Annotated in this window: 38 protein-coding genes and 1 pseudogene; 15 read left to right on the top strand and 24 right to left on the bottom strand. The window is 52.9% G+C overall.

Features of this window, described 5'->3' with window-relative positions; genetic code table 11:
* Positions 1-20 precede the first annotated feature (20 nt).
* The 23 genes and pseudogenes from EXW94_RS15485 to EXW94_RS15385 all read right to left on the bottom strand — a co-directional run bounded on the left by EXW94_RS15485 (position 21) and on the right by EXW94_RS15385 (position 10,515).
* Positions 21-230, bottom strand: a complete 210-nt coding sequence (locus EXW94_RS15485) for a hypothetical protein (RefSeq protein WP_174340457.1) — start codon at positions 228-230, stop codon at positions 21-23.
* 261 nt (positions 231-491) lie between these two features.
* Positions 492-776 carry a hypothetical protein gene (locus EXW94_RS15480; protein ID WP_174340456.1) on the bottom strand — a complete coding sequence of 95 codons (285 nt, stop codon included), beginning with the start codon at positions 774-776 and terminating at the stop codon, positions 492-494.
* A 9-nt stretch (positions 777-785) separates the two neighbouring features.
* Positions 786-1,256, bottom strand: coding sequence for a lysis protein (locus EXW94_RS15475; RefSeq protein WP_174340455.1), 471 nt, complete (start codon positions 1,254-1,256; stop codon positions 786-788).
* Positions 1,253-1,693, bottom strand: coding sequence for a lysozyme (locus EXW94_RS15470; RefSeq protein WP_058647153.1), 441 nt, complete (start codon positions 1,691-1,693; stop codon positions 1,253-1,255). The genes EXW94_RS15475 and EXW94_RS15470 overlap by 4 nt, the downstream gene beginning before the upstream one ends.
* Positions 1,680-1,985 carry a phage holin family protein gene (locus EXW94_RS15465; RefSeq protein WP_122008274.1) on the bottom strand — a complete coding sequence of 102 codons (306 nt, stop codon included), beginning with the start codon at positions 1,983-1,985 and terminating at the stop codon, positions 1,680-1,682. Before EXW94_RS15465 ends, EXW94_RS15470 begins: the two co-directional genes overlap by 14 nt.
* A gap of 496 nt (positions 1,986-2,481) precedes the next feature.
* Positions 2,482-3,171, bottom strand: a complete 690-nt coding sequence (locus EXW94_RS15460) for a bacteriophage antitermination protein Q (RefSeq protein ID WP_174340454.1) — start codon at positions 3,169-3,171, stop codon at positions 2,482-2,484.
* A complete protein-coding gene (locus tag EXW94_RS28265) occupies positions 3,168-3,284 on the bottom strand; it encodes a hypothetical protein (protein WP_254797847.1) in 117 nt (38 codons plus the stop codon). Before EXW94_RS28265 ends, EXW94_RS15460 begins: the two co-directional genes overlap by 4 nt.
* Positions 3,281-3,463 (bottom strand): hypothetical protein, encoded by a 183-nt coding sequence (locus tag EXW94_RS15455; protein ID WP_045332559.1) that lies wholly within the window; start codon positions 3,461-3,463, stop codon positions 3,281-3,283. Before EXW94_RS15455 ends, EXW94_RS28265 begins: the two co-directional genes overlap by 4 nt.
* Positions 3,460-4,101: a recombination protein NinG gene (locus EXW94_RS15450; RefSeq protein ID WP_174340453.1), complete on the bottom strand. Its 642-nt coding sequence runs from the start codon at positions 4,099-4,101 to the stop codon at positions 3,460-3,462. The genes EXW94_RS15455 and EXW94_RS15450 overlap by 4 nt, the downstream gene beginning before the upstream one ends.
* Complete coding sequence (locus tag EXW94_RS15445; RefSeq protein WP_174340452.1) at positions 4,094-4,264, bottom strand: NinE family protein; 171 nt, start codon at positions 4,262-4,264, stop codon at positions 4,094-4,096. Before EXW94_RS15445 ends, EXW94_RS15450 begins: the two co-directional genes overlap by 8 nt.
* On the bottom strand, positions 4,257-4,706 hold the full coding sequence (locus tag EXW94_RS15440) for a recombination protein NinB (RefSeq protein ID WP_174340451.1): 450 nt from the start codon (positions 4,704-4,706) through the stop codon (positions 4,257-4,259). Before EXW94_RS15440 ends, EXW94_RS15445 begins: the two co-directional genes overlap by 8 nt.
* Positions 4,707-4,918: 212 nt before the next feature.
* Positions 4,919-5,200 (bottom strand): hypothetical protein, encoded by a 282-nt coding sequence (locus tag EXW94_RS15435; protein ID WP_097414431.1) that lies wholly within the window; start codon positions 5,198-5,200, stop codon positions 4,919-4,921.
* A gap of 146 nt (positions 5,201-5,346) precedes the next feature.
* Positions 5,347-5,631: a DUF4752 family protein gene (locus tag EXW94_RS15430; protein ID WP_174340663.1), complete on the bottom strand. Its 285-nt coding sequence runs from the start codon at positions 5,629-5,631 to the stop codon at positions 5,347-5,349.
* On the bottom strand, positions 5,631-6,293 hold the full coding sequence (locus EXW94_RS28260; RefSeq protein ID WP_254797857.1) for a hypothetical protein: 663 nt from the start codon (positions 6,291-6,293) through the stop codon (positions 5,631-5,633). The genes EXW94_RS15430 and EXW94_RS28260 overlap by 1 nt, the downstream gene beginning before the upstream one ends.
* On the bottom strand, positions 6,290-6,574 hold the full coding sequence (locus EXW94_RS15425) for a hypothetical protein (RefSeq protein ID WP_254797846.1): 285 nt from the start codon (positions 6,572-6,574) through the stop codon (positions 6,290-6,292). The genes EXW94_RS28260 and EXW94_RS15425 overlap by 4 nt, the downstream gene beginning before the upstream one ends.
* Complete coding sequence (locus tag EXW94_RS28255) at positions 6,571-6,966, bottom strand: hypothetical protein (protein ID WP_254797845.1); 396 nt, start codon at positions 6,964-6,966, stop codon at positions 6,571-6,573. The genes EXW94_RS15425 and EXW94_RS28255 overlap by 4 nt, the downstream gene beginning before the upstream one ends.
* The gene (locus EXW94_RS15415; RefSeq protein ID WP_080395566.1) at positions 6,963-7,262 is read right to left on the bottom strand and encodes a hypothetical protein; all 300 of its coding nucleotides are present in this window, start codon (positions 7,260-7,262) and stop codon (positions 6,963-6,965) included. Before EXW94_RS15415 ends, EXW94_RS28255 begins: the two co-directional genes overlap by 4 nt.
* The gene (locus EXW94_RS15410; protein WP_174340662.1) at positions 7,262-8,674 is read right to left on the bottom strand and encodes a DnaB-like helicase C-terminal domain-containing protein; all 1,413 of its coding nucleotides are present in this window, start codon (positions 8,672-8,674) and stop codon (positions 7,262-7,264) included. Before EXW94_RS15410 ends, EXW94_RS15415 begins: the two co-directional genes overlap by 1 nt.
* Positions 8,675-8,685: 11 nt before the next feature.
* The gene (locus EXW94_RS15405; protein WP_174340450.1) at positions 8,686-9,504 is read right to left on the bottom strand and encodes a replication protein; all 819 of its coding nucleotides are present in this window, start codon (positions 9,502-9,504) and stop codon (positions 8,686-8,688) included.
* Positions 9,497-9,643, bottom strand: coding sequence for a hypothetical protein (locus EXW94_RS15400; protein ID WP_165569684.1), 147 nt, complete (start codon positions 9,641-9,643; stop codon positions 9,497-9,499). The genes EXW94_RS15405 and EXW94_RS15400 overlap by 8 nt, the downstream gene beginning before the upstream one ends.
* A pseudogene (locus tag EXW94_RS15395) lies at positions 9,638-9,715 on the bottom strand (replication protein); the annotation flags it as partial. The pseudogene EXW94_RS15395 and the gene EXW94_RS15400, both read right to left, overlap by 6 nt.
* Before the next feature lie 11 nt (positions 9,716-9,726).
* On the bottom strand, positions 9,727-10,269 hold the full coding sequence (locus tag EXW94_RS15390; RefSeq protein ID WP_174340449.1) for a toxin YdaT domain-containing protein: 543 nt from the start codon (positions 10,267-10,269) through the stop codon (positions 9,727-9,729).
* Positions 10,270-10,299: 30 nt separating this feature from the next.
* Positions 10,300-10,515 carry a helix-turn-helix transcriptional regulator gene (locus EXW94_RS15385; RefSeq protein ID WP_032676295.1) on the bottom strand — a complete coding sequence of 72 codons (216 nt, stop codon included), beginning with the start codon at positions 10,513-10,515 and terminating at the stop codon, positions 10,300-10,302.
* Positions 10,516-10,619: 104 nt separating this feature from the next.
* On the opposite strand from EXW94_RS15385, the gene EXW94_RS15380 reads away from it, so the two are divergent.
* The 3 genes from EXW94_RS15380 to EXW94_RS15370 all read left to right on the top strand — a co-directional run bounded on the left by EXW94_RS15380 (position 10,620) and on the right by EXW94_RS15370 (position 12,793).
* The gene (locus tag EXW94_RS15380) at positions 10,620-11,258 is read left to right on the top strand and encodes a LexA family transcriptional regulator (RefSeq protein WP_110108193.1); all 639 of its coding nucleotides are present in this window, start codon (positions 10,620-10,622) and stop codon (positions 11,256-11,258) included.
* Between the two features lie 24 nt (positions 11,259-11,282).
* The gene (locus tag EXW94_RS15375) at positions 11,283-11,636 is read left to right on the top strand and encodes a hypothetical protein (protein WP_174340448.1); all 354 of its coding nucleotides are present in this window, start codon (positions 11,283-11,285) and stop codon (positions 11,634-11,636) included.
* Between the two features lie 788 nt (positions 11,637-12,424).
* Positions 12,425-12,793, top strand: a complete 369-nt coding sequence (locus EXW94_RS15370; RefSeq protein WP_174340447.1) for a DUF2528 family protein — start codon at positions 12,425-12,427, stop codon at positions 12,791-12,793.
* 46 nt (positions 12,794-12,839) lie between these two features.
* On the opposite strand, the gene EXW94_RS15365 is transcribed toward EXW94_RS15370, so the two are convergent.
* Entirely contained in the window at positions 12,840-13,004 is a 165-nt protein-coding gene (locus EXW94_RS15365; RefSeq protein ID WP_174340446.1) for a hypothetical protein, read from the bottom strand.
* Between the two features lie 68 nt (positions 13,005-13,072).
* Here EXW94_RS15365 and EXW94_RS15360 point away from each other — a divergent pair, with 68 nt between their 5' ends.
* The 12 genes from EXW94_RS15360 to EXW94_RS15305 all read left to right on the top strand — a co-directional run bounded on the left by EXW94_RS15360 (position 13,073) and on the right by EXW94_RS15305 (position 19,255).
* Positions 13,073-13,270 carry a DUF1482 family protein gene (locus EXW94_RS15360; protein WP_028013595.1) on the top strand — a complete coding sequence of 66 codons (198 nt, stop codon included), beginning with the start codon at positions 13,073-13,075 and terminating at the stop codon, positions 13,268-13,270.
* A gap of 69 nt (positions 13,271-13,339) precedes the next feature.
* Positions 13,340-13,735, top strand: coding sequence for a hypothetical protein (locus EXW94_RS15355; protein ID WP_174340445.1), 396 nt, complete (start codon positions 13,340-13,342; stop codon positions 13,733-13,735).
* Complete coding sequence (locus EXW94_RS15350) at positions 13,729-13,884, top strand: hypothetical protein (protein ID WP_162876078.1); 156 nt, start codon at positions 13,729-13,731, stop codon at positions 13,882-13,884. The genes EXW94_RS15355 and EXW94_RS15350 overlap by 7 nt, the downstream gene beginning before the upstream one ends.
* A complete protein-coding gene (gene exoX, locus EXW94_RS15345; RefSeq protein ID WP_174340444.1) occupies positions 13,868-14,524 on the top strand; it encodes an exodeoxyribonuclease X in 657 nt (218 codons plus the stop codon). The genes EXW94_RS15350 and exoX overlap by 17 nt, the downstream gene beginning before the upstream one ends.
* Before the next feature lie 3 nt (positions 14,525-14,527).
* Positions 14,528-15,193, top strand: coding sequence for an ATP-binding protein (locus EXW94_RS15340; RefSeq protein ID WP_174340443.1), 666 nt, complete (start codon positions 14,528-14,530; stop codon positions 15,191-15,193).
* Between the two features lie 11 nt (positions 15,194-15,204).
* Entirely contained in the window at positions 15,205-15,915 is a 711-nt protein-coding gene (locus tag EXW94_RS15335) for a hypothetical protein (protein ID WP_045307572.1), read from the top strand.
* Between the two features lie 11 nt (positions 15,916-15,926).
* On the top strand, positions 15,927-16,079 hold the full coding sequence (locus EXW94_RS15330) for a DUF1317 family protein (RefSeq protein WP_006809793.1): 153 nt from the start codon (positions 15,927-15,929) through the stop codon (positions 16,077-16,079).
* The gene (locus EXW94_RS15325; RefSeq protein ID WP_174340442.1) at positions 16,076-17,320 is read left to right on the top strand and encodes a phosphoadenosine phosphosulfate reductase family protein; all 1,245 of its coding nucleotides are present in this window, start codon (positions 16,076-16,078) and stop codon (positions 17,318-17,320) included. The genes EXW94_RS15330 and EXW94_RS15325 overlap by 4 nt, the downstream gene beginning before the upstream one ends.
* Positions 17,321-17,329: 9 nt before the next feature.
* Positions 17,330-17,989 (top strand): MT-A70 family methyltransferase, encoded by a 660-nt coding sequence (locus EXW94_RS15320; RefSeq protein ID WP_174340441.1) that lies wholly within the window; start codon positions 17,330-17,332, stop codon positions 17,987-17,989.
* Positions 17,986-18,204: a hypothetical protein gene (locus EXW94_RS15315; RefSeq protein ID WP_032680689.1), complete on the top strand. Its 219-nt coding sequence runs from the start codon at positions 17,986-17,988 to the stop codon at positions 18,202-18,204. The genes EXW94_RS15320 and EXW94_RS15315 overlap by 4 nt, the downstream gene beginning before the upstream one ends.
* On the top strand, positions 18,201-19,067 hold the full coding sequence (locus EXW94_RS15310) for an MmcB family DNA repair protein (RefSeq protein WP_174340440.1): 867 nt from the start codon (positions 18,201-18,203) through the stop codon (positions 19,065-19,067). Before EXW94_RS15315 ends, EXW94_RS15310 begins: the two co-directional genes overlap by 4 nt.
* Positions 19,064-19,255 (top strand): DUF1382 family protein, encoded by a 192-nt coding sequence (locus tag EXW94_RS15305; protein ID WP_174340439.1) that lies wholly within the window; start codon positions 19,064-19,066, stop codon positions 19,253-19,255. Before EXW94_RS15310 ends, EXW94_RS15305 begins: the two co-directional genes overlap by 4 nt.
* Positions 19,256-19,270: the final 15 nt, after the last annotated feature.

Here is a 19,270-nt window from a genome sequence, read left to right as displayed (position 1 = left end):
TTAGTTGACATAATCATTGGCTACTCCGTTTTATCTTCCGCTGGCTGCTCTGCCGGTACTGGCGTGAATTGAACGCGCTTCACATCGGCTGGAGCGAAATACAACCACTCGCCCGTCTCAGTAGCCAGCGGAACAAAGCCGTTAACCAGCTCAGGCTGACGTCGTGACATCTTCCCGATGAAGGTTTCTCCTGTTTGGGTGGTTAGCGTGATTTGGTAGATGTCAGCCATTTTTGGAATATCCTGCTGCTTTGTGAAATATAAGCCCCGCAAACATCGATACAGAGCCAGGAATAAACAGATCGGTTATTCTGTCAAAGCCACTCAAAGAATGGCTTTTGCAGAATTTTATAAATTATGTCGCAGCGTTTGCTCTGCTTCTCAGAAGTGCTTAGCCACTTACGGCTTACCCGTCAGCAAGATGTGATCACCATCCTTGCGGGGTTACACAGATCATTATCGAAGCCCCTCAGCGAAGGGCTCCTGTAATGGCTAGCAGTCGGCATCTGGACGCGCTACAGCACGACAGGCCCACATGCAGGCCTCCTGCATTTTGGTACGCGCAATGGCGAGGCAACGCAGCGCTTTAGCACGCTCGCCAGCCTCCTGAGAGTTGGTCTCTACAACCTCAAGAGAGAGGTGAGTGCGTTCGATATCGAGCTTCTCACAGAAATCACGGCTAATTTCTTTCAGCTCATTCATTTGCGCGATATCGTCAGCGGTAAGAGTTCGATAGCCCTTTACGGTGCTACCGTCTTGCGGTTTTGCTTCGCTCATAAATCCTCTTTAATTAAGGCACTGTTCTTTGATGTAGTCCTGCAGATAGCCAACCTGCTTCGTCACTGTGACGATTCGCTCTCTGAGGGTGAAATAATCCCGTTCAGCAGAGTCAGTAAGTCTGGGGCCGGAAGCATCGCCCATGCCGCCGGTGCTGGCCGTTCCGTTCGCGGGACATCTGGCGTTGAGCTGCAGCCGACGCTTGCCAGAAGCAACATCGCGCTCAAGCTGATCGATAGTAGCTTTGGCATCAGCCAGTTCTCCGGTGTATTTGGCATCCAGCGCAGCGACATCGCGCTGGCGGGCCTGCATGTCTTTGATGGTGGCGTTAGCCAGGGTGAGGTTCTTGATGGCCTTATCGCGCTGGTCTTTGTAGGTGATGGCATTGTCGCGGTAGTGGTTCACGAAGAACGCCAGCACACCGATTAACGCCACCACCAGCAACTGCAGCCAGTAACGCTTAACCAGTGCGCCAATCAAGACAGGAACAGAGCACGCTCCGCCTCACGCCGACGGGTCAGGCCATTCAGGACTTTGCCACCAGCTTTATTCCAGCGCAGGAACTCATCGGCTGCACCAGCGTAATCACCGGCGTTGAGTTTTCGCAGGAGAGTCGATGTCGACAGTGACCGGGCACCGAGGTTATACGTGAACGACACCAGGGCGTCGAATTGCCCCTGAGTCAGGCCAACTTTAACCAGGCGGGAAACGTCGCTTTCGTAGCTGACCAGTCCTGTCTTCAGCAGACGCTCTGCCGTTTCCTGATTAATCGTCATCCCGGCGCGGATTGGTTTCCCGTCGACAGGCTGAGTCCAGCCATAGCCGATCGTCCAGACGCCGACGCTATCCTGGTAGGCGGTGAGCTTGCAGCCTTCGAACTCTTTGATCAGGACAATGCCTTTATCACTGGTTTGCATTCTTCATCCCCGTCAGGCGTTCCCAGAAGTACGTTAGCGCCACGGAGCCCATCGCTCCGCTAATGCCAGACGTAACCAGAATCATGTAAAGGCTCAGCCCACTTTCAACGCTGATCAGGCCACCAATAAGACCGGTAAAGCCGGACACTGCAATTTGCGCCAGCGCGTTGATCCAGCTCCAGGTGGCTTTGTTCTGCTTAACGTCAATAAGGTATCGGACCAGGCCGCCCCAGCATGACAGAGCAAGGACAATCAGCCATGACACTCCGGCAATGCTTTCTTTATCTTGCATACGTTTAGCCATATCACCTCCGAAAAAACGGGGTGCTGTTTGTGTAGTGGGGAAAGGCCGTCAGACACGATAGCTACGGGGCATCTGGAATTGATTGTCTGCGGCCTGAATAAAAAAACCCGGCGACAGGCCGGGAAGATGAGGGTAAGGCAATGTCGGCTCTCTGGCCGAAGGGTCCCAGGTAGTGGGTTCTGAGTGCGGCGTACCGCAAATAAAAAAGCCCAAGGTGTAAACCTCGGGCTCTGTCATTCTTTCTGGTGCCGGACTTTCCCGGCGGTCATCGGTTTGCAGCTCTCGCGACACTGCCGCCCTCAAAGAGGTCTGGCCTACGATGGCTCCTTTGGCGCACCCAACCCGAAACGCTCGCCTCAAGGAATACCTTTGGGCAAAATTCTCGGATGTAAAATAAAGCCCCGCACGATAGCGAGGCTCTTAATTTTTTGTCGACCTACGAAGCTATGGCGACGATATCAGATTTACATGAAATATATGCGTTTCAATCCAGTTTTGCAAGACTTGAGTCTAAATTTGTCGCCTTTTGTTGTGAACGTGATCGCGTAACCTGCAATAAAGCTCCACTGTCCAGGCGCAGGAAGATGCGGCGCATCTCTACCCAGCGGTCCGTAAACGTCTCTGACCAGTTCTTTGGCGTTACGCCAACCAGCGACGCCAGCGCCTGATATTCGTACTTCTCACGCCCTGCCAGTTCCTCTTTGACGTCCTGCGCGGCCAGCCATATCAGTTTTTTCAGCCGCTCCATCGTCTTGCCGGCCACCTTCTTCGCGCCGAGCTGTTCCCGGAACTCTGCCCACGCCCACTGGGTGATCGCCACCTGGTACTCGAAGCGGATGTTCTCGCTGTAGTTCCACAGAAGCCAGGCTTTTTGGTGCTCTTCAAGCGACAGCACAGCCCGGCGCCAGGAAGCGGTCACGAACTCCACCGGCCCAACCAGCGCGATTGATGAGCCTTTGGCGCGGGACTGGCTGCCGCTCATCGGTGGTCCGTCAGGGTTGACCATGTGCTGCTTATCCTTGTCGAATACCTTTTTCCGTCCCCGGCTGCGCGCCGTCGCGGTGAATTGCGCGTTCTCGGCGAAAGCTACCAGCTGCCCTTTCGTCGCCCTGCTCAGATCTGCGGTCGCCACAATGAGCTGCTGACGTACGTATTCCAGTTGCTGACTGTTCATGCGGCTTCCTTATGTGGCTGGTTGGTTTTGGTCTGGCTATGCTTTGCTACTGGCGGCAGGCTGGCGCGCTTAACGCTTTCTGCCTGGTACCGGAGAAGTTCTGAAAAATTCATAAGTCCTCCCGGTCTGGGTGAAGGCTTTTCAGCATTTGGTACTTTCTTTGAAACCGAATGCCTTTGCTGATTGCTGAGAACTGAATGCGACATTTTTTGTAATTGATATGACTGATAATGCCCATCGCGATCAGCGGAATGAGGTAAAAGGCCAGCAGAAATAAAGACTCAAGTTTCATGCGGCCTCCCGCTGTTTCAGTGCTTTGAGCTTGACGCGGTACTCATCGCGGATCCGAATGAAGTCTTCCCGGCGGTAGTTGGTCATTTCGTGGGGACCGTTGAGCCAGTCAACGTATTCCTGGCCGTAACGAGCGACCAAACCAGCTTCGTATTGCTGCGCGACCGTCGCCTCTTTGGCGGTGTACTTGCCAGCCCCGGCATTGCAGGATTTGCACTGCTTATGGGCGTTACGCTCTTCAAAGCGCAATTCAGGGTTAGCGCCGACCGTTTTGAAGTGGCCGCAGTCCCACTGGCCGCCGTGCAGATCCGGGGGATTGGTCTCTCCGCAGCTGATGCATGGCAAATCAGCATCACGCGCCCGGATGTAGGCGTTGAATGCCTGCTGAGCCTGCGCCTTGTAGTACCCGGCAGGCCGTAGCTCTGCCAGGCGTTCCTTGCGGCGTTTGCGCCCGGCCTTCTCTGCCTCTTTCTGCTCCTTGATTCGCTTAGCGGCGGCTTTCACCTTCTCCTTCTCGCGTTCTTCCATTGCGAGGATTGCGCCGTGTTCCGGGCAGCACCAGCGGATCCGGATGTCGTGGAATTTCGGCACGAAGTATTCACCGCATACTTTGCACTTACGGCGGGATGGTTTACGCATGATTCCTCCGTGCCGCGAGACGCAGCCATTTCTGATCCACCAGGCGGGCGGTGTAGCCCTTAATGGTCGGGATGTCGGAAGGCTTAACCGCTTGCTTGCGCTGGCGGCGCGCCGGGACGCGGAAGATTTCGTTTGTGATGACGCGTGCGAGAGGACTACCCACGGGAAGCCCTCCACTCTTGCGCCCAGGCGATGCGCTTACTGGATGCTTCGGAGAACTTCACGCCGCGGTCGGTACCGAACCAGTAAATCGCCTCGATGACGTCGACCATGTAGCGTTTGCTGGATTTGGATGTGCGGACGCCGAAATAAACGCGGCCGCCGTTGATGCCCGGCGCGGATTTCTGTTCCTGGTCTTGCGTCTGGTTTACCAGAACGGTAATGAGGTCTTTCCACTCTTCGCGGGTTAGCTTTTCTCCGTGCCAGACCACCTGATCAGACAGGTCCTTAAGCAGTGGCCACATCAGACGGTTTTGCTTGTCGGTGCGGGTCTCATCCCGGGCCTCGACTACCATCGGCGCGCGAGGGTTTACCGGTAGGGTGCGGATGTATTCGATAAGGTTGTGTTTAACGGTGTCGTTAACGATGTAGTAGTGCTGTTTCATACGCCACCTCCTAGAGGTAACGCAGAATGCAGGAAATCGCAGGTGCATTTCTGCATCTGTGACAAGGTGAGGAGTTCAGATTGTGGTCGCATTTAAGTCCCCTTAAATGCGCAGAAGTCACCAATGGGTGTTCAGACCATCAGCAAAGAAAGTATGGACGGTTGATTCAACAAAATCAACTGAAGAGAAAGGCCTCCGGAGAGGCCAATGAGTTAGTCGTCCACGCGTTTAAAGCACAGCGGGCAAACATCATTTCCACCGTGCTCTTCGTATGCGCTTTTAACAGCATCAGTCATCTCTTTAAAGCTTTCGAATAGATGACTACCGTTGCTTTTTTTATAAGCTCCGGCTGCGTATTTGTAGATGTCGGACTCTTCTATGCCCTCATCAACATAAGCGCCCTCATGATGAGGGCACTGTGTTAAAGCGCCAACCCTACCAAGCATCTCCAATGCCCAACACTCTTGTTTCATGCAAAGTTGATCGATACTCATAACGCCTCCTGTTGGTTTTACATCGCCAAATGAATGTACCACCAAGCAAGAGGAAATGAAGCAGTTAAATTGTAAAACATGTGTATATATCAATGAGTTAGAAATAGTTTGCTATTTTTTCTTACAGCCTTCCTGCGTCGAATGGGTTAGGCATGTCGATCACCTTTTGGCCGGATGATATGGATCGTCATTCCGCTTTCGGTAGTAATGACCACCCTCTGCCCAGGTTCGATGTCTGCCAGCCTGAACGCCTCATAAAACGAGTCCATAGCCAGGGTTTGCTCGTCCTTGCGATTCCACAATCTCCAACCGCGGCGAAGCAGTACTCCTATTAACCAGCTATACGCTTTTGCGACCATGTAAAACCATACGATCAACAGCGTTGCGAAAAATAACCAGTCCGTCGCGCTGAATTCTCTGAATGCGTCCATCACTTCACCTCCTGCTGAGGTGCTGCTGGCTCAATTACCTCCTGCAAGGTGCGGCTTAATTGCTCGCGTAACTGCTGACATCCTTGATACTTAACTGCTGTATCGCGCAGGCTATTAACAAGCTCGCGGTAAACATGCGGTGGCAACTTGTTAGCCGTCGTTACAAGTTCAGCCATCCCCGCCTTCTTGCCAGCCTCAAAGCACTCGCGCTGCGTCATTACGTAGCCAGGATAATCCGGCATTACTTCTGCCTCACCATGACCAACAGGAGCGGGCGGTGCTGCTTCAAGTTCAGCAATGTGATTCCTTTGCCATTCAACAAAATCAATGAGTGATTCGACGTTGTACTTTTCGCACAGTGCATCGTGAATTGCTGCCTTGCGCTGGAGTCCTGTGTTTTCTACCGACGCTGGCGGGGCGGCGTATAGATGGTTAATGCCATCAGGAAGAAGGCTCAAATCAGGTCTATTTCCCCCTTCTATGCGACCAGCATTTATGTCCTGCCCGTCCTCAATTTCAACAAAATAAACAGCCTCCGCTTCGAGCGATGCCAGCGCGATACGCATCAGCTCATTCAGGATTGCCACATCAGCGTGACCGATGGTGTAACCAGCTTTCAAATCGGCAACTGCTTGCACAGCCTGTTTGTCGATGTTGCTCATTGGGCGGACTCCTGGGAAGGCATCAGCGCTTCACGCACGCATGGCTTGTAGTAGTGATGGAAAGCGAACGTCAGCCCGAGCTTGGTTGGCCGCTCCTGTTTACCGAGTAGGCCGAGGCGCGCGCAGATTGTCGTTGCGGTCCATCCTGAGTGATACCCGGCCGCACGCTTCATGACTGTTTCAGCCAGGATGGTATGGAAATCAGAGCGACCGAAATTCGTGTTTTCGAATGCTGCATTGATCACCTCATCAGTCAGGTGCGCGTCGATAGCGTTGCTCATGACTGCGCTCCTTTGCGAACTTCGGCGGCGAAGTCAGAGCAGTAGTGATGCAGATCGATCGTGTCTTCAATGCCGCCCTCAATTTCAGCAATAGAATCTCTTAACATCTCCACACCCTGAGCCCGCACTTCAGCCATGAAAGCCTGGTACGAAGGAATTTTCAACACAACCAGAAAGCGAATCATTTTCTGCACTTCTGGCGGGCATTGCTCATAGTGCTCATCTGTGATGAACACTGCCTCGTTGCAGATTCTTTCGAATGCACTCAACTCCGCAGCCAGTGCCGCGCACCTGGCTTCAAGTGCTGCGTATTCTTCGTGTTTCACAAATGGGCCTGAATTTCCGTCCACATCCAAGCTGTAGCTCATTACGTCATAACGTTTCACGCTCATACCCCTACCCTCCCCCAAACCATCAATACTCGCTTCATCGCCGCGCTGTTGCGGCACTCCTGGAAAATTGTGTTCTCGCCGTCGCGGTTGATCGGCTTCCCTTCGTCGTCTTCGGCTGCCACGTATACATTGGTGCGCCAGTTACGTTCGCGAAGGACGATCTCGCCGTTCTGTCGCATCTTGAACGATGCCGCCAGCACCTGAGAGCGGGACACTCCGGTTGCTTCGCATACCAGCTCCGCAGTGAATGAGCCGTAACCTTCCAGATACCACTCGATAGCCTCTCTTCCAGTCATCAGAATCCACCTCGCTGTGCAGGTTTTGTTTCTTTCTCGCGACGGCGCTGACTGGCAGCTTCCTGATCGCAGTCATAAATCGCGCCGTGGCGCTGCTGGCAGTACACGACACCGGTCTCGCCGTGCCGGTTTAGTCGCAGAAGCAGTTCTGTTTCGCTCTGGTTTACGGTTTCGTCGTAGGCACCTTCGCGGTAGATGGCCAACCAGTAATCGCAGTCCTGTTCGATCTGCCCGGTGTCGCGGGAATCGCTCGGCAGTGGGCGTTTGTTGGTGCGCTTCTCCAGATCTCGGTTAAGCTGGGTCAGCAGCACGACAACGCAGTCCAATTCCTTGGCCAGCATCTTCAGGCCTTTAGTGATCAGCCCGTACGCCAGGTCGTTACGCTCAGCCTTATCGGCAGTCATCAGTGTCAGGTAGTCGACCAGAACCATGCCAACCTTGCCTCGATCGCGCTTAATACGGCGTGCCTCAGCCACGATATGTGCCAGCCCAATGCCAGGAGTGTCGTCAATCATCAGGTTATTGGTGTCGATCAGCGCGCTCATCACTCCGGTCGCTTTCTGGATGTCCCCATCCCAGTCGCCGCGGTAACCGAAATCTTCTTTGGTCATGTCCGGGTAGAACAGGTTTGGCGTAAGGCGGCTCTGCTGGGCTGTGATCTTCTCGACCATCTGCCCTTCAGGCATTTCCAGCGAAAACATCAATGCTGGCTCGTTCTCCACGGTGGCGCAGTTAACGGCCATCTGCGTGTACAGCGTGGTTTTCCCCATCTTTGGTCGCGCGCCGATGACGAAAAGACTGCCTCGCACGATGCGCTTAACGCCCAGCAAATCGTCAAGGGACGGCAGCCCGGAAGAAAGCCCACGACTACGACCGTTAGGCTTGCAGCGTTCGTCAAATTCTTCAGTCCAGTCAGATACCGCGTCATGGAATGAGCGGAGCCCGGTCTTTTTACCGGTGCGTGCGTAATCGCTGATCTCCGTGAACAGGCTCTGAATTGCTTCAAACTTCTCAGCTGTAGTCATCCCGTTTCGCGCATACAACAGTTCGGTTGCCTTCGTTGTCATGTCGATGCCGTAGCGTTCCATGGCCTTCTCGCGAACCACCATGGCGTAGTGAACGATGTTCGCTGCGCTCGGCGTGTTCTTGGACAACTCAGCCATATAGGCAAAACCGCCAGCCATCTCTTCAAGACTCTTAGCCTCCAGCGACTCAATGAGGGTGATCAGGTCAACCGGCCGTTGTTTTGCCACCAGCTCGCGCATCTCTGCAAAGATCACCTGGTGTGCACGCAGATAGAAAGATTCAGGTTTCAACATGGCCATGGCTTTCTGGCAACGTTCGCTGCCGGTATCCAGCATGATGCCACCCAGTACGCTCTGCTCTGCTTCGAGGTTATGAGGTACGGTCAGGAGTTCAGTGTTCAAAGTGAACCCTCCCGCGTTTTAACCAGTGTTTCGGAACGCAACAGGTAGTCAAAGCTGGCACGCCAGCCGGTGTCGTTGTCACCAAAATAAAACGGCTTTGCAGTACGGGAGAACGCTGAAAAATAGTTCTCAACTGCTTCTACCGTTGGTTCTTTCAACTCAGACAACAGACGCTTGATATTACGGCGACGCTTGTCGTTAAGGGCCTCTGCCTGCGGCAATCTGTCTCCCAGGGTTGAGTTGTATGCTGACATCACAGCCTGATAGTCGATTGCTGGTTTTTTCTGTGAAGCCGGTTTCTCTTCCTGCCCGCCACATCCCCCATTGGGGGATTTAGGGGGATCTTTTCTTTCTTTCTTTTGAATAGTTTCTTTTGTGTTTAGCTGAGTTGGCTTATGGGTATTAGCTGAATCGGCTAATGTTTCATTAGCTGTTTCGGCTAATGTTTTGCCATGTTGGCTAATGCTGAAATTCCAGTCAGAAATCACCTTATTCACCCCGATCGCCAGGCCATTGGTAACGATGATGTTCATTGCAATCATCTCGTTTTTGGCCTTGCAGACATGTGTATGGTGAATACCGGTCATCGCTGAAATCTGGGTATTGGTAATGCGGTCAAACTTTTTCCCGAACCCGTAGGTTTTGCGGATCACCGCCAGAACGACCTTCAGCTGGCGAGCCGTTAAATCAGCAGCCATAACCGCTTCCAGCAGCTCGTTAGCGATGCGGGTATACCCATCATCGATATCTGCCACCTGACGCTCCACGACCGATACAGACGGTCTGAAAGGTATTACTTTTGCGAGATTATCCACGACCGCTCTCCTTGCGTTTCAGTTCTTCCAGGATGGCGCGCATCTTTTCGGCCACTTCCGGGTTAACGGAACGGACAAAGCGGTCACGGGTAATGTTTTTATGTACAGCGGTATGGAAATAGCGTGGTTTTTTTGCCATTATTCCTCCTGCAACTACTCTCGTTTTTGCACCAGAAAGTCGGTTCTGTTCGCGCAGACCGGCTTTCGCCATTTCTGTAGTTCTCACATAACCCCCAACATCGACGTAACCATCGTCATAAGAGGCCCCACCTGCTCCGGCATGAGGCGGAACAGCGACGCTATACCCTCGCTTACCTCTTTCAGCTTTTGATGCTCTGGAGCGTCCAGCAGCACGGCCTGTTTAGCTTCAGCACACTCTTTCATCGCTGATGCGATCAGCGACATCGTGTCGTTCTTCGGTACCAGGCGGTTGCGAAATTCCAGTGGAAGTACCGCCATGATTGCGGGCGTCAGCTGGCGAACGTTCTCGCGGTACTGCTCAGAGTCGAAACGGTTATCCAGAAAGCGAAAAAGCTTCTGGCGCGCCCGGCTGATGTCCTCCGGGAAGCTGATGGCGGTCCCGCCCTGCTCCCGGTATTCGTTGATGATCAGCGCTGACACCACGTCCTGATTGTCCAGCGCCGACGACCATGCCCGGACCGCATCGCGGATCTTTTCGTGGTCTGGCGCCGCCTTAGGTTGAGCGCGGTTTATCACCGCTCCCGGGTGTATTCCGGTATTGTGTTGATACGCAAGTGAATGCATTGCTTTCCCTTTCGTGGTTAGGGCCGCCAATCAGGCGGCGTTATTTTTTGGTGGAAACAACGCATCGAGAGATGTATTGCTCCCAAGCTTATTCATCGCCTCAACCAGGCGGCGGCACGAATCCAGGTCTGGTGCTCGTATGCCAGCTTCATAGTTAGCAAGGCGGGACTGGTTCCAGCCGCACGAACCTGCTAACTCTGATTGAGTGATGCCAAGCTTCTTACGTTCGTTGGCGATATTGTTCATGCTGATCCTTTCAAGAATGGTCACTCAGCATCATTAAACACAATTCGTGATTATTAATCAACACAAATCGTGAAAGGCATTTCAACACGCTACGTGATAAAAATATGCGTATGAAAAAAAATGAATCTATAGCCAGCAGAATTAAGCGTATTCGTGAGTCAAAAGGCCTCTCTCAGAGGGCTTTGGCTGATCTTTGCGGGTGGGCTTCGCAATCACGCATAGGAAACTATGAGGCGGGCACACGTAGTGTGAGCGTTGATGATGCAGAGGTTATCGCCAAAGCTTTGGGTATATCCGCCCCTGAGCTATTATTTGGGGATGACTTTGTCGGACATTACAAGCCAGGAGCAAAGTATCCGTTGATTAGCTGGGTAAGCGCAGGGGCGTGGTGTGAGGCTAATGAGCCATATACTCTGAAAGACATAGAGGAATGGTATGAATCTGACGCTCATATAGAGGGAACGGCTTTCTGGTTGCGTGTTCAGGGTGACTCTATGACATCATCCGTTGGACTAAGCATCCCTGAGGGTATGATGGTTCTAGTCGATACCGGGAAAGAACCAGTAAATGGAAGCCTGGTAATAGCTAAACTTACCGACGCTAATGAGGCGACATTCAAGAAGTTGGTTATCGACGGCGGTAATAAATACCTCAAAGGCCTCAATCCGCAGTATCCCCTGATCCCAATTAATGGTAACTGCAGAATTATTGGTGTTGCCATTCAAACTATGATGAAGCTTTGAAGACCAATGAGGATGGAACTAGGAATGAAAAAAATATTTTTGGCTTTGGCAGTTTCCGCGCTGTTATCTGGATGTGTTATGAAGAGCACAGCCCATGCTGGAAAAGACTTTGATGAAACAAAGATTTCTCAAATCGTTAGTAAGCAGACTACAGAAGCAGACCTTCTCCGCTTGATGGGTGAACCAGTGAAAAAGGAGATCGTTAGCGACAATGAAGTTAAGTGGATCTACGAATACGTAACTTCTAATGCAGCCGTAAGAATGTTCTCCACTAAGCCAAAAGTCGATGTTTCGAAAAAGGTTCTTGAGGTATTGATCCGAGATGGCGTCGTTGTTAATCACGCGTATACAAACCCAGGGACCACTACATACAAGTAACCTCTCCAGAACCATCATCATGATTGAAGCCCACTTAGGTGGGCTTTTTTTATGCCTGTCGAAAAATAAATTTCCATAGAATTCAATAACAACACAATTTGTGTTCAACTATAATCACATTTCGTGTTGACTACATAAACACATTCTGTGATTATCAACTCATCGAAACGAAACATCGACAGCTGAGCGAAGTTAGCCAGCGGCGGACAGCAAGTCGCCTGCTTTTTAACAACATACAAAGTCGGAACAGCACTCAGTAATCCTGTTTAGACCCCAACGCACAAAATGCGGCGTATCACCGGCGGCGAACCGGTCGGTGAGAAGGCTACCCCCTCGCGAGAGCGATAAAGGCGTGGGAACGGGCAACACTGACGGGATGAGAGGTGCGAAGCGCAAAGAGATTTATTCCAGTCCATTCGAAGTTGAGTGGGTTGGGCTGAATCACAGAATCTTTCACGCCCGATTGGGCATCACGTTCAAATGGCTAGCCGCTGCCACCCTTTTCGACGCGGCGCACCGTATCGGAGGAGTTATGTAACAGGTAACAGTGACGACTGAAAACCAACATTCAGCCCCGGATTATGCCGGGGCACACCGTGGAATGTTTTGGGGTGTGGTGAAGCTCAACGGCGAGCTAGGGAATAGGCTTGCGGCAAAAATTCGCGATGAAAACCGCAAGGCGCGCGTAACCCAATCGGCAGCGCACCGATGGAAGCTGGTTCGACTCCAGCCACCAGACCACCAAAACATTTCTCCCGCATCAGCGGGTAACGACAGAGGGTAAGGCGATGGGGAACGTTAAAAAATACACAGTCGACTATGACTGGAAGGCGGAGCTAACGGTTGAGATAGACCACGACGTAATGACCGATGAAAAGCTGCATGAGATTAACAATTTCTGGTCGAACGCCGATTACCGGCTGGAGCGCCAGGGATCAGTTTTGAATGCGGTGCTGGTAATGCTGGCAAAGGAGGCTCTGCTCATTGCACTGAGTCAAAACTACAACACCTACGGAGTTGTTAGTGAGTTCGACTGGTCGAAGGGTGAAGGGGTTGAAGGCTGGCCTCCAATGGACGGCAGCGAGGGCATAAAGATAACCCATATAGATGTTTCAGGAATACTCGATTCAGATGACATCACCATCAAGTCCGCCTAACCAGCGGCTTTTTTCATACCTCAGTCGCTTCACCGAGGCGGCTTAGTTATGACAACCGGCGGCCATCCACCGCCACTTTTTTTTTTTTCGCACAAGCGCAGAAGTCTTGTATTAACCGTTCCGTTCGCCGCGATAAGGCCAAGAGGAAATCATGGTAAACCAGCAGCAGATCAGAGAAGCCCAACGGCTCGCGTCGTTCGCGGTACTCCATCGCAATGCTCCGGCGTGGGAAGAAGCAAAGCGTCTTTACGCCGTCGCCATCGGGAGGACTCTTCACTGATGGAAACTTTATTCGCGCTCGTCCTTACCGTGGCAATGACCAACGGTGATTATCAGGATGTGATTCTCGGCGTATACGACAGCCAGCAGGAATGCAGCCAGGCAGCGACAGAGCAGAAAGTGTCAGCTGAGTGCTGGCCGGTAGAAAGCATCCTCCGCAACGGCGAGTTCCCGGCGAAATCCATCGCGCAGCAGTAACCACCCTATTCAACCGATCGGCCTGGCATTACGCGGGCGTCCTTCGCACGCACTTTTTAAGGAGTATTTATGCAACCTTACGAGCGATTAACCTCTGAACGTCTGGCAAGTTTGCCAGAAGGATCCCGACTCAAACTCGGCGGGCAAATCATCAAACTTACCGGGCGCGGGTCATTCACCAACAGCGCCGGGCGCACCGAGAACATGATTGAGTATGTAGATTCCCGTGGCGTGCCCGGCAGTTTTGCCGAAAGCATCATTCTCGACTCGGCTACCGAGTACCTCAGCTCTGTAATGTGTGCTTACTGCGGCGCGCGGCGCCATAAGAGCGATTGCATTGTTCAGACGGTATCGACCTACATGTCGACGTCACAAAAACATTTCTGCAACGACAAAGGCTGCGCTGAGAAGTTCTTCCGCCAGAACCCTTCCCGCACCAAAACATCACGGAGAACGCGATGGTAACTCAGCAGACAGGATTGCTGATGGTTGCCATGCTCTGCCTGCTGTATGACCTGCAGCCGGCAGACCTCGAATCACTGGCCCACCAGCTCGCAGAATTTGACGCAGTTAACGACCACCTTACGGAGATTAAGCATGTTGCGAGTTATTGATACCGAAACTACCAGCCTGGAAGGCAGTGTGCTGGAGATTGCCAGCGTGGATATTGTTGACGGTGTTATTTGCAATCCCATGAGCGACTTTGTGAAGCCCACTGAAGCGATCAGTTTCGAGGCTATGGCCATCCACCACATCACCGAAGATATGGTCGCTGACGCCCCGCTGATTGGCGAGGTTATCGGGCGTTACCTTGGCGCGCAGGCTTACGTCGCGCACAACGCGAAGTTCGACAAGTCTAAACTGCCGCAAATCGACGCGCCATGGATTTGTACTGCAAAGCTGGCCCGCGCCCTTCTCCCTGATCACCCAAGCCACAGTAACCAGTACCTGCGCTACAGCCTTGGCCTGAAACCTGAACTACCCGAAGGCCTGTATGCACACCGCGCGCTGTATGACTGCTACGTCACTGCTGAATTGCTTCTTTACATGGGCCGCCTGGCGAAATGGACATTTGGCGAAATGCGCGCCATTTCAAACAGCCCGTCACTGATTAAGGCGATCCGGTTCGGCAAGCACAAGGGCCTGACTTTTGAAGAAATTGCGAAGGTCGACCCTGGCTATCTCCGCTGGTTGTCCAGCAACAGCGACGACGAAGACATTCTCTTCACCATCAAACACTGGATTAAGGGGTGACTTATGGCGGTGATGACTCTCATCCTTGCCGACTCCGGGTATGGCAAGACGTACAGCATCCGCAACGTTAACCCGGAAAATGCCATTCTCGCTCGATGTATTCGTAAGGCCCTTCCGTTCCGCAATAACGGCTGGAAGCTTCACGGTAAACGCCTGCCGGATAACTCTATTCAGCGAGGGAACGTGGTCGACATCAGAAATGCCCGGCATCTGTTCGAAGTAATCCAAAACGCTGCGCGTAGCGGTCGCCGGATGCTCATCATTGATGACTTCCAGGCCATCATGCAGCACGAGAACATGGACCGGGCCTATGAGACTGGCTACACCAAGTTCACCGAAATGGCGGAGCACGCCTGGCGCATCATCGAAGCTGCAACCCAGCTCCCTGACGACTTCCGCGTTTACTTCCTCGCTCACACCGAAGAGAGCGAAGGGAAAATCAGGATGAAGACCGTCGGCAAGATGCTTAACGAAAAGCTCACACCCGAAGGCTACTTCCCAATCGTTCTGCGCATCATCAAGCGCGACGGAAAACACCTTTTCCTGTTGAAGGGCGACGACAACGACACCGTGAAATGTCCTCCTGACCTGTTCGGGCCAGAAGTGACTGACATGGATAACGACCTGGCGGCGTTCGACAACGCAATTTCTGAATTCACTGACTTATAAGAGAGATAACGATGAACCAACCAATCAGCTTTACCTGGAACCAGCAGTCGGCAGAAGCAGCGCTCAAAGCAGGATCCTCCGCTGGCATTTCTGAAACCGGCGCATACGAAGGGGTGATCACCTCCGCTGTGTATGAGTTCGGCAAGGACGGCTCACAGTCGCAGGCGCTTGTTCTTTCGCTCGACGCTGACGGCCAGAAAGCAAACTTCCTGCGCATCAACTTCCTCGGGCGCGACGGCACGCAGACTTTTGGTATGGGTTTGATCGCCGCCATCATGTGGGCTGCGCAGGTTAAAGACGCTCAGGCGCAACAGCGACAGGGGCAAAGCGGTCCTGAATGGTGTCTGCCAGCTCTTGAAGGTAAGCGTGTCGGCTTGTTCCTGCAAAAAATCCTCACCACCAAGACAGATGGCAGTGACAGCTACAAATTCGAAGTCAGACATGTTTTCCAGCCGGGAAGTCGTCTGACCTATAAAGAATTCACTGACAAAACACCTGCGGAAGCGATCGCCACACTCGAGCGCACCATGAAAGACAAAGACGACCGCAAACCTCACGATTCGTCTCGCGGTGGCTGGGGCGCACCATCACATAGCGGCGGCGGATGGGGTGGTAATCAGCAGGATCCGAATGCGGTCCCTGAATCGCGCCTGCAGCAGGCCAACCGTCAGGTATCGCAGAGCAATCAGCATCCTCAGTTCGACGATGACATCCCCTTCTGAAAGGCATCGCTATGACTCACGCTCACGACGACATCAGGGTTGGCACACTCTGCCTTCCCTTCATTGGTAACGGCTGGCTAATGCCATGGGGTGAAGTGGTCAGCAATCCATTAAAGGCGCAGCGGCTCGCTGAGGAATATCGGGAAAGGCAGGAGGCAGCATGATCGAAGCACCAATTATTATCGTGCCGACAGATATTGGCCAGAAGATTAAAGAAATCGAATCTGCTTACCAGCATTACGTCGATGAATTCAGGATCCCCGAAGACCACAAAATTATCGTTAACTTTTCTGCCGGTAAAGATTCCACTGCCACCATGGCGATCGCCAACGCGCTGTTCGGCGACAAGGTACAAGGTGTCATGGCCGATACCGACAACGAACACGAGCTGACAATCGAGTTCGGTAAAACGATTCATGAGCAAATCGGATGCAAACCGATAAGCGTGGTTAAACGAGTTTACTCAGAGGAGCATTTCTCACGTCGGCGCGAAGCCATCAGCTCAGCATGGACCAAACGACAGGCAATAAGAATGGGCTCCTACCGGGGGATTATCATGCCTTCCCTGGCAAGAAGTGATACCAAATTTGGCAAGGCCTGGCAGCGTACTGCTGAAAAGTGGGGTATTGAATTTCAGACACCACTTGAGGCAGCGCTTTCTGTTCTGCATCCAAGCGGAAATTCATTTCTTGATGCCTGTTTGCTTCATGGCAAGTTCCCTCAACTACGGGACCGCTTCTGCACAGATGAGTTAAAGATCCAAATAGCATTCGACGCTGTCATGCAACCCATGTTGGATGATGGTGAGATTATCGTTCAGTGGTCCGGAGTGCGGTCGGATGAGTCGTCGAAGCGTGCCGGGTACGAGAGGTTTTCAACTGATCAGCGGGACCCGGAGTTTCTTTATAACTTCCTGCCAATCCACCAATGGACTGCTTCTGATGTTTTCGCGCTTCACAAGCACTTTGGCATAAATCCAAATCCGCTTTACCTGCAAGGAGCTGCGCGCGTTGGGTGCATGAACTGCGTGCTGTGCAATAAAGAGGAAATAGCTGAGACGGCAGCTCGCTGGCCTGAATACATCGAAAAGCACAGGCAATGGGAGTTAAAGGTTCGCCTTGTAAGTCGCTGGGTTCACTGGATGAGCGTAGGAGAAATAAGCCAAAGGTGGATGAAGCAGTTCAGCCTTCCTCTAGGGAGGGAAGTGCAACTATATGGACTTACACCTGATGTTGAACGAGTTGAATGGTCTGGCTTCTATGGCCCGCGCGGCGGAATGAACACCCCTGGAGTTGATGAAGTCCTAGAGTGGGCAAAAACAGGGAGAGGAGGAAAGGTGTATGACCTTGTGAAAGCTAGCATGGATACATCTGTTTGTTCGTCCCGTTATGGACTCTGTGAGTGAGGTTTCGTAATGACTGGAAAATACTCCCTTATCTATGCAGATCCTCCCTGGTCTTACGGCAACACCATCAGCAACGGGGCCGCCGCCGACCACTACCCCACCATGAAGCTCATCGACATCAAGCGCCTGCCTGTGTGGGAGCTTGTCGCCGAAAACGCGGTGCTGGCGATGTGGTACACCGGCACGCATAACCAGGAGGCTATCGAACTGGCCGAGGCCTGGGGATTTACCATTCGCACGATGAAGGGCTTTACCTGGGTGAAGCTGAATCAGAACGCCGAGCTGCGCATCAGCAAGGCGCTGGCCGAGGGTGAAATCACCGACTTTTACGACTTCCTCGATCTGCTTAACGCCGAGACGCGCATGAACGGCGGCAACCACACCCGGGCCAATACTGAAGACCTGCTGATTGCTACCCGCGGCGCCGGGCTTGAGCGAAAGCACGCCGGGATTAAGCAGGTGGTCTACAGCCCGCTCGGCGCGCACAGCGAAAAGCCTTGGGAGGTGCGCCACCGGCTGGAGCTGCTTTACGGCGATGTGCCGCGCATTGAGCTGTTTAGCCGAAGCGCAGCGCCGGGCTGGGATCACTGGGGAAATCAGTGCGACACCGCCGCGGTAGAACTGCTGCCCGGCTGCGCCATCCAAGTTGTGAAAACGGAGGCCGCATGACGCCAGCAAATGAAAACGCCATCCGCGCCGCCTGCCGCCGCTGCACCGAAGAAATCCAGCAGGCCATGCGCAAGAAGCCAAAGCCAAACTGGAACGAAACGGTGCCTCCCATCATCAACAAGCATCACAAGAAAATTGAAGCTCTGGGAGTTAGCCTCCTGGAGTTCGTCGTCAAAACTGGCCGCCTTAACGGGCGGTTTGGAGCCGAACAATGACAACAAAAAAATGGGGTCATAACGAGCTTGCTCATGACCTTGCAGAGCATTTGCGCCAGAACACAGCGCGCATCTGCTGGGAGGACATGCAGCTAGGGCCCGCCGGTACGTGTCGACCGGATGTCTACTCTATTGCTCACAGTTACAGCAAGTTCTGCCCTGTCGTCTATGAGGTAAAAGTCAGCGTAAGTGATTTCCGGGCTGACGTTACAGCAGGCAAATACACCAAATACTTCAACTACGCAGGCGGCGTTGTTTTTGCTGTTCCTGAAGGCATGCTCAAGAAAAGCGACATTCCAGATGGTTGTGGCTTGATGATCCGGAAGGAATCTGGATGGCATACCCTCAAGGGGCCGACCATGCGCCAGATTGATACCCTTCCTCGCGATGCCTGGATGAAGCTGCTTATGGACGGCATGACCCGGCAGGCAGAGAGAACCCAAATAAAAAGCCGCGTAATCAACACCTACCTCAGCGACCAAAAACTAATGAAGCGACATGGCAACGAAATCGCCGATCTTGTTTGTCGAGCACATCGTTCAAAGGAGCGCCTTGAGCAGCACATTAGGGATAACGATGAAAGGCTGAAGAACCTGCGCCAGGAAAGTGAAGAGGAGTTGCAACGCCGACGTAAGCGCCGGGAGGAATCTGAGGAAAGGTTAACCGACGCTCAGCAAGATCTGGCGAAAGCGCTTGGCCTCGACCCGAATGTCCCTATCTATGTACTGACAAGGACGCTATGGGAAGCAACGCGCCGCCTGACAGAGGATGAAGAGGTAAAGAGGTTGCGAGGAATATTGTCCAACCTTGAGCGCACGCTGAATGATGGTCTGAAACCATTACCCGGGGAGAAAGCCGCATGAACAAAGCCTCTCCAGTTGATCTGAGGAAGAGCCTCGAAATCGCCAACCACCTCGCACACATCGGAATTCGCTTTGTGCCGATCCCGGTGGCGACCGAGGAAGAATTCCAGACTCTGGCCGCCGAGCTATCTCGACGGCTTAAGCGGATGGCGGTCGAAGCCGAGAAGAATCAAGGCGGTGCAGCATGAAGGCACTAATCACCC

The organism is Enterobacter sp. JMULE2, from assembly GCF_013337145.1.
GTDB lineage: Bacteria > Pseudomonadota > Gammaproteobacteria > Enterobacterales > Enterobacteriaceae > Enterobacter > Enterobacter mori.
This window is presented reverse-complemented; position numbering and strand designations above follow the sequence as displayed.

Excerpts from the sequence above, each read along its gene's own strand:
- EXW94_RS15485 (WP_174340457.1), bottom strand. The coding sequence starts at position 230 with ATGGCTGACATCTACCAAATCACGCTAACCACCCAAACAGGAGAAACC.
- EXW94_RS15480 (WP_174340456.1), bottom strand. The coding sequence starts at position 776 with ATGAGCGAAGCAAAACCGCAAGACGGTAGCACCGTAAAGGGCTATCGA.
- EXW94_RS15470 (WP_058647153.1), bottom strand. The coding sequence starts at position 1,693 with ATGCAAACCAGTGATAAAGGCATTGTCCTGATCAAAGAGTTCGAAGGC.
- EXW94_RS15465 (WP_122008274.1), bottom strand. The coding sequence starts at position 1,985 with ATGCAAGATAAAGAAAGCATTGCCGGAGTGTCATGGCTGATTGTCCTT.
- EXW94_RS15460 (WP_174340454.1), bottom strand. The coding sequence starts at position 3,171 with ATGAACAGTCAGCAACTGGAATACGTACGTCAGCAGCTCATTGTGGCG.
- EXW94_RS28265 (WP_254797847.1), bottom strand. The coding sequence starts at position 3,284 with ATGAATTTTTCAGAACTTCTCCGGTACCAGGCAGAAAGCGTTAAGCGC.
- EXW94_RS15455 (WP_045332559.1), bottom strand. The coding sequence starts at position 3,463 with ATGAAACTTGAGTCTTTATTTCTGCTGGCCTTTTACCTCATTCCGCTG.
- EXW94_RS15450 (WP_174340453.1), bottom strand. The coding sequence starts at position 4,101 with ATGCGTAAACCATCCCGCCGTAAGTGCAAAGTATGCGGTGAATACTTC.
- EXW94_RS15440 (WP_174340451.1), bottom strand. The coding sequence starts at position 4,706 with ATGAAACAGCACTACTACATCGTTAACGACACCGTTAAACACAACCTT.
- EXW94_RS15435 (WP_097414431.1), bottom strand. The coding sequence starts at position 5,200 with ATGAGTATCGATCAACTTTGCATGAAACAAGAGTGTTGGGCATTGGAG.
- EXW94_RS15430 (WP_174340663.1), bottom strand. The coding sequence starts at position 5,631 with ATGGACGCATTCAGAGAATTCAGCGCGACGGACTGGTTATTTTTCGCA.
- EXW94_RS28260 (WP_254797857.1), bottom strand. The coding sequence starts at position 6,293 with ATGAGCAACATCGACAAACAGGCTGTGCAAGCAGTTGCCGATTTGAAA.
- EXW94_RS15425 (WP_254797846.1), bottom strand. The coding sequence starts at position 6,574 with ATGAGCAACGCTATCGACGCGCACCTGACTGATGAGGTGATCAATGCA.
- EXW94_RS28255 (WP_254797845.1), bottom strand. The coding sequence starts at position 6,966 with ATGAGCGTGAAACGTTATGACGTAATGAGCTACAGCTTGGATGTGGAC.
- EXW94_RS15415 (WP_080395566.1), bottom strand. The coding sequence starts at position 7,262 with ATGACTGGAAGAGAGGCTATCGAGTGGTATCTGGAAGGTTACGGCTCA.
- EXW94_RS15400 (WP_165569684.1), bottom strand. The coding sequence starts at position 9,643 with ATGGCAAAAAAACCACGCTATTTCCATACCGCTGTACATAAAAACATT.
- EXW94_RS15390 (WP_174340449.1), bottom strand. The coding sequence starts at position 10,269 with ATGCATTCACTTGCGTATCAACACAATACCGGAATACACCCGGGAGCG.
- EXW94_RS15385 (WP_032676295.1), bottom strand. The coding sequence starts at position 10,515 with ATGAACAATATCGCCAACGAACGTAAGAAGCTTGGCATCACTCAATCA.
- EXW94_RS15380 (WP_110108193.1), top strand. The coding sequence starts at position 10,620 with ATGCGTATGAAAAAAAATGAATCTATAGCCAGCAGAATTAAGCGTATT.
- EXW94_RS15375 (WP_174340448.1), top strand. The coding sequence starts at position 11,283 with ATGAAAAAAATATTTTTGGCTTTGGCAGTTTCCGCGCTGTTATCTGGA.
- EXW94_RS15370 (WP_174340447.1), top strand. The coding sequence starts at position 12,425 with ATGGGGAACGTTAAAAAATACACAGTCGACTATGACTGGAAGGCGGAG.
- EXW94_RS15365 (WP_174340446.1), bottom strand. The coding sequence starts at position 13,004 with ATGGAGTACCGCGAACGACGCGAGCCGTTGGGCTTCTCTGATCTGCTG.
- EXW94_RS15360 (WP_028013595.1), top strand. The coding sequence starts at position 13,073 with ATGGAAACTTTATTCGCGCTCGTCCTTACCGTGGCAATGACCAACGGT.
- EXW94_RS15355 (WP_174340445.1), top strand. The coding sequence starts at position 13,340 with ATGCAACCTTACGAGCGATTAACCTCTGAACGTCTGGCAAGTTTGCCA.
- EXW94_RS15350 (WP_162876078.1), top strand. The coding sequence starts at position 13,729 with ATGGTAACTCAGCAGACAGGATTGCTGATGGTTGCCATGCTCTGCCTG.
- exoX (WP_174340444.1), top strand. The coding sequence starts at position 13,868 with ATGTTGCGAGTTATTGATACCGAAACTACCAGCCTGGAAGGCAGTGTG.
- EXW94_RS15340 (WP_174340443.1), top strand. The coding sequence starts at position 14,528 with ATGGCGGTGATGACTCTCATCCTTGCCGACTCCGGGTATGGCAAGACG.
- EXW94_RS15335 (WP_045307572.1), top strand. The coding sequence starts at position 15,205 with ATGAACCAACCAATCAGCTTTACCTGGAACCAGCAGTCGGCAGAAGCA.
- EXW94_RS15330 (WP_006809793.1), top strand. The coding sequence starts at position 15,927 with ATGACTCACGCTCACGACGACATCAGGGTTGGCACACTCTGCCTTCCC.
- EXW94_RS15325 (WP_174340442.1), top strand. The coding sequence starts at position 16,076 with ATGATCGAAGCACCAATTATTATCGTGCCGACAGATATTGGCCAGAAG.
- EXW94_RS15320 (WP_174340441.1), top strand. The coding sequence starts at position 17,330 with ATGACTGGAAAATACTCCCTTATCTATGCAGATCCTCCCTGGTCTTAC.
- EXW94_RS15315 (WP_032680689.1), top strand. The coding sequence starts at position 17,986 with ATGACGCCAGCAAATGAAAACGCCATCCGCGCCGCCTGCCGCCGCTGC.
- EXW94_RS15310 (WP_174340440.1), top strand. The coding sequence starts at position 18,201 with ATGACAACAAAAAAATGGGGTCATAACGAGCTTGCTCATGACCTTGCA.
- EXW94_RS15305 (WP_174340439.1), top strand. The coding sequence starts at position 19,064 with ATGAACAAAGCCTCTCCAGTTGATCTGAGGAAGAGCCTCGAAATCGCC.